General features: G+C 74.1%; 13 protein-coding genes. 3 read left to right on the top strand and 10 right to left on the bottom strand.

The features are described from left to right. Nucleotides 1-12 precede the first annotated feature (12 nt). On the bottom strand, nucleotides 13-1467 hold the full coding sequence (locus FBY24_RS05715; RefSeq protein WP_142158831.1) for an ATP-binding protein: 1455 nt from the start codon (nucleotides 1465-1467) through the stop codon (nucleotides 13-15). A gap of 59 nt (nucleotides 1468-1526) precedes the next feature. On the opposite strand from FBY24_RS05715, the gene FBY24_RS05710 reads away from it, so the two are divergent. Beyond that, nucleotides 1527-2819 (top strand): alpha/beta fold hydrolase, encoded by a 1293-nt coding sequence (locus FBY24_RS05710; protein ID WP_255432250.1) that lies wholly within the window; start codon nucleotides 1527-1529, stop codon nucleotides 2817-2819. Nucleotides 2820-3017: 198 nt separating this feature from the next. On the opposite strand, the gene FBY24_RS05705 is transcribed toward FBY24_RS05710, so the two are convergent. The 3 genes from FBY24_RS05705 to FBY24_RS05695 are packed head-to-tail and all read right to left on the bottom strand — an operon-like array spanning nucleotide 3018 to nucleotide 6377. After that, nucleotides 3018-4856: a carbohydrate-binding domain-containing protein gene (locus tag FBY24_RS05705; RefSeq protein ID WP_142158829.1), complete on the bottom strand. Its 1839-nt coding sequence runs from the start codon at nucleotides 4854-4856 to the stop codon at nucleotides 3018-3020. 55 nt (nucleotides 4857-4911) lie between these two features. Next, nucleotides 4912-5778, bottom strand: a complete 867-nt coding sequence (locus tag FBY24_RS05700; RefSeq protein ID WP_255432249.1) for a polyphosphate polymerase domain-containing protein — start codon at nucleotides 5776-5778, stop codon at nucleotides 4912-4914. Next, nucleotides 5775-6377 carry a DUF4956 domain-containing protein gene (locus FBY24_RS05695; RefSeq protein WP_142158827.1) on the bottom strand — a complete coding sequence of 201 codons (603 nt, stop codon included), beginning with the start codon at nucleotides 6375-6377 and terminating at the stop codon, nucleotides 5775-5777. The genes FBY24_RS05700 and FBY24_RS05695 overlap by 4 nt, the downstream gene beginning before the upstream one ends. A gap of 387 nt (nucleotides 6378-6764) precedes the next feature. Here FBY24_RS05695 and FBY24_RS05690 point away from each other — a divergent pair, with 387 nt between their 5' ends. Continuing rightward, on the top strand, nucleotides 6765-7046 hold the full coding sequence (locus FBY24_RS05690) for an isoamylase early set domain-containing protein (protein WP_142158825.1): 282 nt from the start codon (nucleotides 6765-6767) through the stop codon (nucleotides 7044-7046). A 46-nt stretch (nucleotides 7047-7092) separates the two neighbouring features. Here the strand turns inward: FBY24_RS05690 and FBY24_RS05685 are convergent, their stop codons facing one another. From FBY24_RS05685 to FBY24_RS05670, 5 genes are all read right to left on the bottom strand, one after another. Continuing rightward, complete coding sequence (locus FBY24_RS05685; protein ID WP_142158823.1) at nucleotides 7093-8115, bottom strand: 1-aminocyclopropane-1-carboxylate deaminase; 1023 nt, start codon at nucleotides 8113-8115, stop codon at nucleotides 7093-7095. 248 nt (nucleotides 8116-8363) lie between these two features. Continuing rightward, nucleotides 8364-8984, bottom strand: a complete 621-nt coding sequence (locus tag FBY24_RS05680; RefSeq protein ID WP_142158821.1) for a GntR family transcriptional regulator — start codon at nucleotides 8982-8984, stop codon at nucleotides 8364-8366. A gap of 49 nt (nucleotides 8985-9033) precedes the next feature. Next, complete coding sequence (locus tag FBY24_RS19395; RefSeq protein WP_255432248.1) at nucleotides 9034-9168, bottom strand: hypothetical protein; 135 nt, start codon at nucleotides 9166-9168, stop codon at nucleotides 9034-9036. A 69-nt stretch (nucleotides 9169-9237) separates the two neighbouring features. After that, the gene (gene nrdI, locus FBY24_RS05675; RefSeq protein ID WP_140459299.1) at nucleotides 9238-9663 is read right to left on the bottom strand and encodes a class Ib ribonucleoside-diphosphate reductase assembly flavoprotein NrdI; all 426 of its coding nucleotides are present in this window, start codon (nucleotides 9661-9663) and stop codon (nucleotides 9238-9240) included. A 363-nt stretch (nucleotides 9664-10026) separates the two neighbouring features. Beyond that, nucleotides 10027-11220, bottom strand: a complete 1194-nt coding sequence (locus FBY24_RS05670) for a cobalamin-independent methionine synthase II family protein (RefSeq protein WP_142158819.1) — start codon at nucleotides 11218-11220, stop codon at nucleotides 10027-10029. A 218-nt stretch (nucleotides 11221-11438) separates the two neighbouring features. On the opposite strand from FBY24_RS05670, the gene FBY24_RS05665 reads away from it, so the two are divergent. Next, nucleotides 11439-12980 carry a M20/M25/M40 family metallo-hydrolase gene (locus tag FBY24_RS05665; protein WP_255432247.1) on the top strand — a complete coding sequence of 514 codons (1542 nt, stop codon included), beginning with the start codon at nucleotides 11439-11441 and terminating at the stop codon, nucleotides 12978-12980. A gap of 500 nt (nucleotides 12981-13480) precedes the next feature. Here the strand turns inward: FBY24_RS05665 and FBY24_RS05660 are convergent, their stop codons facing one another. Next, nucleotides 13481-13726, bottom strand: a complete 246-nt coding sequence (locus FBY24_RS05660; RefSeq protein ID WP_142158817.1) for a helix-turn-helix transcriptional regulator — start codon at nucleotides 13724-13726, stop codon at nucleotides 13481-13483. Between the last annotated feature and the right edge of the window lie 2 nt (nucleotides 13727-13728).

Raw genomic sequence — 13728 nt, 5'->3', positions numbered from 1 at the left:
GGGACGTGGCCGTCAGCGCCAGGCGGTGATGAGGTCGGCCGCCGAGAAGGACACGTCCGCACCGGGCGGAGTGCCGCCGGCGGGGCTGATGGCAGCCAGGAGGGCGCCGTCGCTCCGGGGCACGTGCTCCCGGTGGCGGCGCAGCTGCTCCACCTCCGCGGACGTCACGGCGCCCCGGGTGCGCCACTTCACGGTGCCGACAAGGGCGGTCCTCGTGGCGGTGCGGGCGACGACGTCGACCTCGACCTCGTTCGTGCGCACCCACCAGGCCTGGACGTCCTCGACGTCGGGCAGGCGGGCGTCGTCGCGCGCCAGCCGGCGCAGGGCGTCGCGGACGACCGGCTCGACGCTCTGCCCGCGCCAGGTCTCCCAGTCGCGGGTGAAGGCCGCGACGGCGAGGTCGGACCGCCCCCGGGCGATCCGGTCCACGTTCCGCTCGACGTAGCGGAACCAGAAGCGCAGGTAGGGGTCCGTCACGCGGTAGCGCCGCAGACGCGAGCCCGGGCCCGCCCAGGCGGGCGCCTCGCGCTCGATCAGGCGCTTCGTCCCGGTGAGCGTGGCGAGCGCGCGGGTCGTGGCGGTCTCGACCCGCTTGCGCTCGGCGGCGTCGCCGACGGAGCCGAGGAGGTCCTTGAAGCCCGGGTTCGCGGTGTCGCTGGCGCCGATCGCAGACAGCACCTGGTAGGCGAACTGCGGCTCCGGGAACTCGGCGTCGAGGCTGATCCTGCCCGTCGTCACGAGCGGGCTCAGCTCGTCCTGGAGGGAGTGCGCGACGTGGTCCGTGGTGCTCGTGCCGGCGGAAGCGAGGTCGGTGACCAGTCTCGGGTACCCGCCGGTGACGAGGTACGCGTCGATCACCTCGACGGGGTCGCGCCCGGGCAGCGCGTCGGCGACGTCGGCCGGCGTGAAGGCGGGCACGACCAGGGGCGAGAGGCGGCCGAAGAGGGGGCGCCCGTGGCTCGCCAGCGCGTCCATCATCGCGACGTCGGAGCCGACGAGGACGAGGAGCACCGGGAGCCGCTCGAGCGTGCGGTCCCACTGGGACTGCAGCTCTCCCTCGAGGGTGGGCTCGCCCGCGGCGATCCACGGGAACTCGTCGAGAACGGCGATGACCGGTCCCGATCGGGCCGCGATCGCGAGTCGGCCGAACCAGTCGCGCCAGGTCGCGGCGGGAGAGCGGGTGAGCAGCTCCGCGTCGGGGAAGGGGTGGCGGGACTCCTGAAGCGCGACGGTGGCATCGGCGAGCTGCTGTGCCGGCGATGCCTGGAAGATGCCGGTGACGAAGGCGTACGGAGTCCCGGACGTCTCGACGAAGCGTTCGACGACGGTCGACTTCCCGACCTGTCGTCGCCCGCGAACCGCGACGATCCGGCCGGAGCCTGAGCGCGCGACCGCGTCCCGGTGGGCGACGAGCGCGGCAAGGACCTCGCGGCGACCGAAGAACCCGTCCCCCGAAGTAGCAGTCATGCGATGTAGCATACATCTGATGTATGTTAATTCCCGGAGTTGGCTCCTAGGCTGACGGGATGCACGAGTACGCGATGACCGGGTTCCGGGTGCGCGAGCACCGCGTCGAGGTGCCGGTGGACCGGGACGACCCGCACCGCTTCGGGTCGCTGGAGGTGTTCGCCCGCGAGATCGTCGACCCCGAGCGCGCGGGCGACGACCTGCCGCTCGTGCTGTTCCTGCAGGGCGGACCGGGCGGCATGGGGCCGCGGCCGATGCCGGCGGGCGGGTTCTGGTCGTCGCTGCTGCGCACGCACCGGGTGGTGCTGCTCGACCAGCGCGGCACCGGCCGGTCCGGGCGCGTGGACGCCGGGGACGTCGCCGCGTTCGACGACGCCCGGACGGCGGCCGAGTACCTGGCGTGCTTCCGCGCCGACGCGATCGTCGAGGACGCCGAGCACCTGCGCCGCACCGTGTACGGCGGGCGCCGGTGGACGACCCTCGGGCAGTCGTACGGCGGGTTCCTCACGCTGACGTACCTCTCGCGGCACCCCCACGCGCTCGACGCGTGCTGGATCACCGGCGGGATGCCGCCCGTCGGGGCCACCGCGGAGGACGTCTACGCCGCGACGTACCCGCGCCAGCTCGCCCGCAACACCGCCTGGCACCGCGCCCACCCCGGCGACACCGAGGTGCTGGCGCGGATCGCCGACCGGGTCGCCGCGGGCGGCGTGCGGCTGCCGACGGGGGAGGAGCTGACCGTCGAGCGCCTCCAGGCCCTCGGCATGTCCCTGGGCATGAGCACGGGCGTCGACGACCTGCACTGGCTGCTCGACACCGCGCTGGACCGGCACGGCGAGCCCGCGCCGGGGTTCCTCGCGCAGGTCGCGCACCGCACGGGCTTCGACACCAACCCCCTGTACGCGGTGCTGCAGGAGGTCATCTACCACGAGGGCGAGCGCGCGCCCGGCTGGGCGGCCGACGCGGAGCACGCCCGGCACGCGGCGTTCGGGACGGGCGCCCGCCCGCTGCAGCTCACCGGCGAGGCGATCTTCCCGTGGATGTACACGCAGGTCCCGGCGCTGCGGCCGTTCGCCGGCGCGGCCGCCGAGCTCGCGGCCCGCACGCACTGGCCCGCGCTGTACGACGTCGACCGGCTGGCCGCCAACGAGGTGCCCGTCGCCGCGGTGCAGTACTACGACGACCCGTACGTCGACCTCGACCTGGCGCTGACCACGGCGTCGGGGCTGGGCAACGCGCAGGTGTGGGTCACCAACGAGCACCTGCACGACGGGCTGCGCGTGGCGGGCGACACGATCGTGCCGCGGCTGGCGGACATGACGGCCGGCCGCTGGGCGGTCACCGGGCGCTGAGCCGCCCCGCCGGGCCACCAGCTGCGCCGGCCGGGCGGTGACGCGACGACGCCCCGACCCGTGCGGGTCGGGGCGTCGCGGGGCCGGCGCACCAGGGGGTGTGCGCGTGGCCCGGTCCGCGTCGGGCACCGGGTGCGCCGCAGCGGACGGGGGCGGGGCGGGCGGCGGTGTCAGCGTGCCGCCGCCCGGCCCCGGGTCTCAGGGGCGACGACCGCCGCCGCCCATGCCGCCACCCATGCCGGTGGACTCGACGCCCGCGGTGCCGGTCACCGCGACGCTCGCGCCGGTCGCGTCGCCCGCGGCGTACAGCCCGCCGACGTCCTCGCCGGACGCCGTGCCGCCGACCGCGAGCTGGTACTCGCTGCCGCTGGTGATCGCGTCGGAGGAGTAGACGACGTTGCCGACGCTCTTGCTGGTCTCGAACGTCGCGACCACGTTCCCGTCCGCGTCGAGCACCTGCAGGACCTCGCCGGCGCCCTGCGCCTGCGCGAACGTGAACGACACGAACGACTGCGAGGAGTCCGCGGACGGGGTCTGCGCCATGCCCGACGACCCCGCGGCCAGGACCGTCCCGCCCGTGACCTCGAACGTGCCGTTGACGTCGAGCGAGCCGTTGCCGCTGTTCGTCGGGCCGTTGACCACCACCGTGCCGCCGCTGATCGTCATGGTCCCGTTGGAGTCCAGGCCGTCGCCCTCGGCGTCGACGACGAGCGTGCCGCCGCTGATGACGACCTCGACGCCCTCGACCGCGCCCATCTCCCCGGCGCCCATGCCGCCGTCTGCGGTGGTGTCGGTCGTCTCGGTGGTCGACGCCGCCGACCCGTTGACGCCGTCGTCGGACGCGACCACCGAGGTCGTGCCCCCGGACACGGTGATCACCTGCGCCTCGATCCCCTCGGAGGACTGCGCGACGTCGACCGTGCCGCCGGCGATCGTCAGCGCGACCTCCGCGTGCACGCCGTCGTCGCCGGCCGCGACCTGCACGTCGCCGTCGGCGACCGTCAGGGCGCCGTCGGAGTGCAGCGCGTCGTCCGCGGCGTCGACGAGCACCTGCCCGCCGCCGACCAGCACGAGGACGCCCGCGGCGACGCCCTTGGGGGAGACCTCCTCGGTGACGGTCGCGGCCTGCGAGGCGCCGCCGCCCGCGACCACCGACAGCGCCCCGCCGCCGACGATCACGTCGGTCGTCGCCGTCACGCCGTCGTCGCCCGCCGTGACGTCCACCGTGCCGTCCGCGAGGTACACGTACCCGCGGGTGTCGTCCTCGTCGTCGTCCGACTTCAGGCCGTCGCCGCCCGCGTCGATCGTCAGGGTGCCGCCGAGCACGACGAGCGCGTCCTTGCCGCGCACGCCGTCGTCGACGGCCGTCACGGTGACGGTCCCCGAGACGATGACGAGGTCGTCCTTCGACGCGATGCCGTCGTACGCGTTCCCCGTGACGTCCAGCGAGCCCTCGCCGGTGATCGTCAGGTCCGCAGCGGAGAACAGGGCGGCGTTCGGCTCGTCGACCCCCTCGGCGTACACGTACTCGACCGCGTCGGTGAGGCTGTTCGCCGTGCCGTCCGCGAGCACCACGACGACCTCGTCGGCCGTCGTCACCTGCAGCGGGGACGTCGTCGACGACGTGATGGCCGCGCCGTCGAGGACGATCCGGACCACGCCCTCGTCGAGGGTGTCGACGACCACCTGGCCGTCGGTGAGCTCCCCGGAGATCCGGTACGTGCCGGCCGCGGTGATCGTCACGGTCCCGCCGTCGACGCTCACCGCGTCGGAGTCGGAGGTGGCGGTGGTGCCGTCCAGGGTGATCGCGACCTCGTCGGCCTCGTCCCAGGTGGTCTCGGACTCCTGCCACGACGTGTTCGCGGCGAGGGCCTCCTCGACGGTGACGTCCGCGTCGGCGGCGGTGACCGTCGTCGTCGTGGTGGACGACGACGACGCGTCGGTGCTGGTGGAGGCGGTGCTGGCGGCGGTGCACCCGGCCAGCAGCAGGGCGGCGAGGGTGGCGGGGAGGGCGAGCCGGGCGGTGGTGCGTCGCATGGTGTGCTCCAGGTGCTGGGGCGCGCGGTGGCGCGGATCAGGGTGGGTGCGCGGGTCAGCGCGGGGTGGGCGGCGTCGTGACGTGCGTGGCGAGCACGCGCCGCCACGGCGTCGCGGGCAGGTGCGGGTGCAGGGCGGCCATGCCGGTGCCGTACTTCGAGATCCGCACGGGCCGGTGGCCGTGCCGCCACAGCAGGCGGTCGGCGGTGGACGGGGTCGAGCCCGTCTTCGTCTCGACGACCACCAGGTGCGGGACGGGCAGGGTCCGCACGCCCTCGGGGCCGAGCGTCGTCCAGCTCAGGTCCGTGTCGACGGTCATGCGGGCGTCCGGCACGGGCCGCGACCACGGGTCGGCGGCACCGCCCGGCAGCAGGAACGTCGTGCGGCGGTACCGGCTGATGAGGGTCGGGGTGAACAGGGTGTCGTCCGGGGCCGGCACGTCCATGTCGTCCAGCACGTCGCCGGCGAAGCCCATGGCCTCCGTCGTGAGCCGGTCCCGGTCGTCGGGGTCGTACGGCAGCCGGTTCTTCACGGTCGCGCCGCGGGGGCCGCGGGTCTTGACCTCGACGAAGCACTCGTCGGAGTCGACGTACGTGCGGGTGCGGACCTTGAAGCGCCGCCGGCGCCGCCGGGCCGCCCCGAGGTAGCTGGCGAGGTCCGCCGTGTCGAAGTACACGGACTCGTACGCGAAGGTGTCGTCGCCGCCGATCCGCAGCAGCCGCGTGCTCGCGTCCAGGCCGCCGAGCAGCCCGTCCAGGGCCGCCCGCGGCACCACGTACTTGCGGTCGACCCGGGTCTGCAGGCTCGCCCGCTCGAGCAGCTCGTCGAGGCCGATGGTGGTGAAGGCGTCGAGCACCGCCGGGCGTCCCGTCGTCGGCGTGAGCGTCGGCACGTGCGTGCGCAGGTCCACGAGGCGGCTCACCGGGCCACCACCACGGCGGGTGCGGGCTGCTCGGCGACCGGCGCCGCGACTGCACGTCCGTGCAACGAGTAGCGGACGTCGACCCAGGTGGTGTCGTTGACGAGGTCGAGGCGCTGCACGCTCGCGGCATGGACGCGGGCGCCCAGCAGGCGCTCGAGGTGGGCCACCAGGGACGTCTCGTCGGCGAACGCCTGGTCGAGCACGATGGTCTGCGACCGGTACCGGCGCAGCAGGCGCGGGTGGTCGCCGACCGCGATGGTCACGAGGATGAGGGCCATCAGGCCCAGGCCCATCGCCGGCGACGTCACGCCGAGCCCGCCGATGAGACCGAGCGCCAGCGCCGAGAAGTAGTAGGCCACCTCGCTCTGCGCCAGCTCGGTGGACCGCAGGCGGATGATCGACAGCACGCCGAACAGCCCGAGCCCGAGCCCCGCACCCACCGTGCTCGACCCGAGCGCGGCCGACACGGCGAGCACGCCGACGTTGACGCCCAGGTAGGCGACGACGAGGTCGCGGCGCCGGTGCCGCGGGAAGTACAGCGCGAAGGTGAGGATGGTGACGGCGACCAGGTCGGCCGCGAAGAGGGCGTAGTCGGGCACGGGATGCCTCCGGGTTCATCTGCCGTCCACCCGGCGTTCGGCTGGACGACGACCATGAAGCCCGTCGAGCCTGTGCCGTCCCTGTGGAACGCCTGAGGTGCGCCACAGGATCGCGACCGGGGCGCGTGCGCCGCGCCGGCCGGCCCGCGCGGCCGGCGCCGCGGGAATGCATTCCGGGGGTCTTTGGTCCTGCGCCCGGCGCCGAATCCGTCGGCAGTCTGCAAATGCTGCTCCGCGCGGTCCGGCAATGTGCCGTGCGGATTCTTGCGTCGGTCGCGCACCCGCGCCGACCCGTCACCCAGAAGTCATCGGCGAGGCATGCGGAGGAAACATTCCTGCGGGAACCTTCCCCCGTTCCGTGCTCGTCCTGACCCCGAGGAGCCCGCCGTGCTGAAGAAGTCCCGGTCCGCGCGATCGGCCACGTGCACGCTGACCTTCGCCCTGCCCGCGCACACCGTCGAGGGACCGGTGAGCGTCGTCGGCACGTTCAACGGCTGGACGCCGGGCGAGCACGTGCTGCGCCGCCGCTCCAACGGCACCGTCAGCGCCTCGGTCACCGTCCCCGCCGGCTCCCAGGTCCGGTTCCGCTACCTGGGCCCGCAGGGGCTGTGGTTCGACGACGCCGACGCCGACGAGATCACCCCCGACGGGTCCGTCGTCCTGGTCTGAGCGCGCCGCCGGGCCGCGACGGGCGGGTCGCGGCCCGGCGTGCGGCTCAGGAGAACAGCGCGCTGTACGCGTTGAGCGCCGGCTGCCCGCCGAGGTGGGCGTAGAGGACCGTCGCGCCCGGGTCGATCTCGCGGCTGCGGACCAGCTCGATCGTGGCGGCCATCGACTTACCCTCGTACACGGGGTCGGTGATCATGCCCTCGGTCCGGGCGGCCAGGCGCATCGCGTCCAGGGTCGTCTCGTCGGGGATCCCGTAGGTGCCCGCGTGGAAGCGCTCGTCGAGCTCGACGTCGTCGGGCGTGAGCTCGCGCTCCAGCCCGATGAGCGCACCGGTGCGCTGCGCGATGCGCAGCACCTGGTCACGGGTCTGCGCGGGCTTGGCGGACGCGTCGACGCCGAGCACGCGGCGCGGGCGCGCGCCCTGCTCCTCCAGGCGCGCGAACCCCGCGACCATCCCCGCCTGCGTCGACCCCGTCACCGAGCAGACGACGACGGTGTCGAAGAAGACGCCGAGCTCGGCCTCCTGCGCCGCGACCTCGTGCGCCCACGACGCGAACCCGAGCCCGCCCAGCGGGTGGTCCGACGCCCCGGCCGGGATGGCGTAGGGCTTCCCGCCGCGCGCGACGACGTCGGCGAGCGCCTGCTCCCACGACTCCTTGAACCCGATGTCGAAGCCGGCGCGCACGAGGCGGACCTCCGCACCGGCGAGCCGCGAGAGCAGGATGTTGCCGACCTTGTCGTACACGGGGTCGGGCCAGTCGACCCACGACTCCTGGACGAGCACGCAGGCCAGGCCCGCGCGGGCGGCGACCGCGGCGACCTGGCGCGTGTGGTTGGACTGGACGCCGCCGATGGAGACGAGCGTGTCGCAGCCCTGCGCGAGGGCGTCGGCCACGAGGTACTCGAGCTTGCGGGTCTTGTTGCCGCCGTAGGCGATCCCCGAGCTGACGTCCTCGCGCTTGGCCCACACCGCGGCGCCGCCGAGGGTCTGCGTGAGGCGGTCGAGGCGGTGCACGGGTGAGGGGCCGAGGAGCAGCGGGTAGCGGGCGTGGTCGGCGAGCGTGGGCATCGGGGTCCTCCGGGGTCGGGGCTGACATGTCAGTGCTGGGCGTGGCTCGTCGCGGGACGCCGGTGGGACCGGCGGGGTCCGGCGGTGGGGTGGGTACGGGCAGGTCTGGGTGGGAATGAGGGCTCGGCACTGACATGTCAGTCGCGGGCGGAGAGGAGGTGGGCGGGTGCGCGGTGCGGGGTCGGTGGCTGTCGGTCCGGGGGAGGGCGGTCAGGAAGCCTGCTCTGACATGTCAGTGCCGGCAGGCGCTAGATGGAGGCCCAGATGGTGCGGGTGATCGCGGCGGCCGCGTCCGGGTCGTGCGCAGCGCACGCGGCGATGAGCTCGTCGTGCCGGTCGGCGGACTCCGCGCCGTGCGTGGGGGTGAACCGGCGGCGCTCGATGCGGCGCACGAGCGGCGTCCACCGGGCGATCGTGGCGCGGGCCGCACGGTTGCCGCAGCGGTCCACGAGCACGCCGTGCAGCGCGTCGTCCGCCGCGACCGCGGCCTCCACGTCGCCCGCGGCCGCCGCGGACCGGAACCGCGTGTTCGCCGCGCGCATCGCCACCAGGTCGGCCTCCGTGACCAGGTCGGCGGCCTCGCGCGCCACCAGCTCGTGCACCACCTGGAGCACCGCCAGCGCGTCCCGCACCGTCCGCAGCACGAGCGGTGTCACGCGGGTGTGGCTCTGCGGCTTGGACTCGACCAGGCCCTCGTCGGCCAGCCGGGCGAGCGCGTCGCGGACGGGGGCCACGGTCATGCCGAGGCGCTGCGCGAGCTGGGCGTCCTTGACCACCTCGCCGGGCGCGAGGTCGCCGGCGACGATGGCGTCGCGCAGGCGCTCGGTCGCGACCTCGCGCAGCAGGGGCTTGCGGGCGGCGGTCGTCACACTGACATGTTAGCCACTGACATGTCAGCGAGGAAGCCCCACGAACCGCTCAGCCGAGGACGACGTAGACCATCCCGACCACCGCGCCCAGCACGATGACGACCGCGAGCCCGGTGATCACCCGGACGAGCTGGCGCGTGCGCCGCTCGTCGCCCCACGGCTCGTGCTCCCCGTGCCCGCTCATGCCACCACCCCCGGCGGCCAGCATCGCCGAGGCGGGTGCCGCCCGCGACCCGGGCCTGCGGCGGCCCGGTCAGGACGCGTGGCGCGCGTCGAGCGCCTCGTCGAGCGCGGTGAGGATGCGCTCGGCCTCCTCGACGTCCCACCGCGTGCCCGCCAGCTCGAACTCGAACAGCACGGGCCGCCCGGACCGGGCCGCGACCTCGCGCGCCGCCTTCTGGTAGTACGCGCCGAAGTTGCGGTTGCCCGAGCCCATCACCCCCACCAGCAGCCGCCGGTTGTGCGCGGAGCGCAGGAAGCGACGCACCCCCTCGGGGATCGTGTCGTTCGCGTCGTTGCCGGTCTTGTACGACGGCGTGAGCAGCACCCACGGCCCGTCGACCTCGCTGCGCCGGTGCTCCCGCTCGGCGAGGTTGGCCGTCGGCCGGTCCAGCCGCTCGGCGAACGTCCGCACGAGCCCGCTGGCCGACGAGTAGTAGTACACGGGGGTCCGACGCACCCACCCACCCCACCCCGGGTCCCACCCCTCCCCCCAGGACGATGGTCCCCACCCCACCCACCCCCCAACCCCCCACCCCGCCGAGCCCGTCATCGGTGGCGCGACGAGACGGCGTCCCGCCACCGATGACGGACTCGGCGGCAGGTCCGAGGGGTGGACCCGTCATCCGTGGCGCCGCGCCCGCAAGCCGCGCCACCGATCACGGGGTCGCTCGGATCGTCGATCTCGTCACCGGTGGCGACGCCGTGATCGGTGGCGTCGGTCGGGTGTGGGGCGTCACCGATGACGGGGAGCGGGAGGAGGGAGGGGACGGCGGGGAGGAGGGGAGGTGGGTGAGGGCTGGAGGGCAGGTCGGGGCTCGGGTCAGGCGAGGCGGGACGAGGCGATCCGGGCGCCCTCGGCCAGGGACTCGAGCTTGGCCCAGGCGATCTGGGGGTGGACCCGGCCGCCGAGCCCGCAGTCCGTCGAGGCCACGACGTTCTCGGGGCCCACGCGGGACGCGAACCGCTCGATCCGCTCGGCCACCAGCTCGGGGTGCTCGACCACGTTGGTCGCGTGCGAGACGACGCCGGGCAGGATCACGGCGCCCGCGGGCAGCTCCACGTCGTCCCAGACGCGGTACTCGTGCTCGTGCCGCACGTTCGCGGCCTCGAACGAGAACGCCCCGGCCTGCACCTGCAGCATCGTGCCGACGATGTCCTTCATCGGCAGGTCGGTGGTGTGCGGGCCGTGCCAGGAGCCCCAGCACAGGTGGAACCGGATGCGGTCCTTCGGCAGGCCGCGCAGCGCGTGGTTGAGCGCGTCGACCCGCAGCTGGGTGAAGGCCAGGTAGTCGTCGAGGGACGGTTCGGGCTCGATCTGGTCCCAGTTCTCGGCGATCGAGGGGTCGTCGACCTGGAGCACGAGGCCGGCGTCGATGATCGCCCGGTACTCCTCGCGCAGCACGTCGGCCCACGCGAACAGGTACGCCCGGTCGTCGCCGTAGTGCTCGTCTGCCAGCCGCGCCGCCGAGCCCGGGGCCAGCGAGGTGAGGAAGCCCGACGTCGCGCCGGTCGCGTCGAGCGCGGCGCGCATGTTCGCGACGTCGGCCGCGATGGCGTCGTGGCCCGTGTAGGTGAGGGGGCCGGTCGCCTTCGGGAAGTTCGTCGGGGCCTCGCCCGACATGACGCCGGACGTCGGGTCCTCGTACGCCGCGGCGAAGCGCTGGTGGTCGCGACGGTGCACGAAGCCGGTGGTGCGCAGGCGGCCAGGCGTCGACAGGTGGCGCCCGACGGCCCAGTCCATGGACGTGTCCAGCGAGAGCCCGCCGGTGCGCTGGAACGAGTAGGACCACCACGCGCCGAAGTCGACGGTGCTGCTCATGGCCTTGCCGTACTCGCCGTCGCCGGGGACCGTGATGCCCAGGTCGACCTGGCGCTGTACGAGCGCCACCACCTGCGCCTGCAGGAACTCGTCCCAGTCGGGCCGCTGCTCGCCGGCGGCGCGGGCCGCGTTGGCGGCGATGAGCTCGGGCGTGCGGGGCAGCGAGCCGGCGTGCGTGGTGGCGATGGTGGTCACGTCAGCCGATGCTACGACCGCCCCGACCCGGTCGCCCCGGACGTCCGTCGCGCCGCGCCGGCCGACGCGCCGCCAAGTCACATGGATGTAACCGCGATGTCATCCCATGTGGTGACTGTGAGCCGCCCGTGAGCCTACGGTGAACCCGCGTCCCGGGTGAGGCCGGGGGCGGCCGCGGCAGCGACGTCGCGGCCCACCGTGGAGAAGGGGGCACCACCGTGTCAGCTCGACGCACCACCACCCTCGCGGGCGTCGTCGCGCTCGCGCTCGGGATGGGCGCGATCGCCGCGCCGCCCGCGCTCGCGCACGGCCGAGGCGGCGGCACGTCGCCGGAGAGGTTCGCCCAGCAGATCAGCACCCGCGCGGTCATGAGGCACCTGGAGGCGTTCGAGCGGGTCGCCGAGCGCAACGACGGCAACCGCGCGGCGCTGACCAGCGGGTACGAGGACAGCGCGCGGTACGTGGAGCGCACCTTGCGCAAGGCGGGGTACACCACCACCCGCGACCCGTTCACGTTCGACCAGGAGATCGTCGAGGCCGCCTCGCTGACGGTGACCGGCGGCGCGACCTACGAGGTCGACCAGATGGAGTTCGCCCCCAGCACCGCCGAGGGCGGCGTGACCGCACCGGTGTCGGTGCCGGCTGACCCGCTCGGCTGCGCCCCGGAGGCGTGGGCCGGCGTCGACGTGGCGGGGACGATCGCCGTGGTCAGCCGCGGCACGTGCCCCTTCGCCACCAAGGCCACCGTCGCGGAGGCCGCCGGCGCGGTCGGCGTGGTCGTCTACAACAACACCACGGGCATGCTCTTCGGCACGCTCGGCGCCGAGGGGCTCGTGACCGTCCCGGTCGCGGGGGCCACGCAGGCCGACGGCCAGGCGATCGTCGCCGCGGCCGCCGCCGGGCCCGTCGAGGTCACCCTCGACACGCGCTTCCGGACCGAGACCGCGGAGAGCTTCAACGTCATCGCCGAGACCCGCAAGGGCCGCGACGACAACGTCGTCATGCTCGGCGCGCACCTCGACAGCGTCGAGGACGGTGCGGGCATCAACGACAACGGCACCGGCTCCGCGGTGGTGCTCGAGGTCGCCGTGCAGCTGGCCAAGCAGAAGAAGCTCAACAACACCGTGCGGTTCGCGTGGTGGGGCGCCGAGGAGCTCGGCCTCATCGGCTCGACCGCGTACGTCGAGGAGCTCGCGACGCAGGAGGGGGAGCTCGACCGCATCGCGACGTACCTGAACTTCGACATGGTCGGCTCGCCGAACTACGTCATCGGCGTGTACGACGCGGACGAGTCGACCTACCCGGCGCCCGTCCCGGTGCCCGACGGGTCGGTGGCCACGGAGGAGGTCTTCACCGGCTGGTTCGACAGCATCGACCAGCCGTGGGTCGACTCGCAGTTCTCGGGCCGCTCCGACTACCAGGCGTTCATCGTCAACGGCGTGCCCGCGTCCGGCCTGTTCACGGGCGCGGACGGGTCCAAGACGGAGGAGGAGGTGGCGCTGTTCGGCGGCACCGCGGGCATCCCGTACGACCCGAACTACCACACGCCCGAGGACGACCTGGCGAACGTCGACCGGACCGCGCTCGGCATCATGGCCAAGGCCGTCGGGTTCGCGACGGCGAGCCTGGCGCAGGACACGTCGGCGATCAACGGCGTCTCCGGCCCGGGCGACCAGGGCGGCCACGGCAAGCCGTGGAAGCCCGGCAAGGGGCGGCACGGGGACGGCGAGGGTGCGCGCCTCTTCGAGGACGCCGCCTGACCGGGCGGTCGCGCCCGGCCCGGTGAGGGGCCGACGGCGCAGCAGGTGATCGGCGCGAGGGTCGGCGGGGGAGATCCCCGTCGGCCCTCGCCGTGCGTGCGGGGTGCGCGCAGGGAGGGAGGGGCCGTCGTCCGGCGTCGGGGCGCGGGCGGTCCTGCGCCGGGTGCCGTGGCACACCGGTCCCCTCGTGTCCCCGTTGGTCCGGCCGCCCAGCCTCGCTGGAGGACGGCGCCCATCCTGCACCGGACGCCCGTCCATGACAAGGGTCTCATCTGACGAGTTCTTGACCACTGACTGGACGACCGTCCGATTGTGACGCATGTGTGACGGATCGCCGCCGGGGCTTCCGTCAAGACGTGGCAAAGGTGCAGTATGTCCGCAGGTCGCCCAGCCTCGCGTCCAACCGGGGACACCTCTGTGCTCGGACGCGGACGCCGTGCTCCCGGACCCTCACGGTCCCGGGAGCGATGACACCGTGGTCGTCACGTGCGCGCGCCACGTCACTCGGCCGGTGCGCCGATCCGCGCGAACGGCTCCAGCGCGAACACGACCTCGACGGGCACGTCGAAGAACGCGGCGATCCGCAGCGCGAGGTGCAGCGACGGGCTGTACTCGCCCCGCTCCAGGTACCCCACGGTCTGGTAGTGCACCCCGAGCGCGTCGGCGAGCTCGCGCCGGCTGACCCCGCGCTCCGCGCGCAGCACGCTGATGCGGTTGTGGACGGTCTCGCCGCCGGTCTGCGCCACCC

It is taken from the genome of Cellulomonas sp. SLBN-39, from assembly GCF_006715865.1.
Classification (GTDB): Bacteria; Actinomycetota; Actinomycetes; order Actinomycetales; family Cellulomonadaceae; genus Cellulomonas.
Note: the sequence above shows the minus strand (reverse complement) of the source record. Positions and strands in the feature narration are given on the sequence as shown.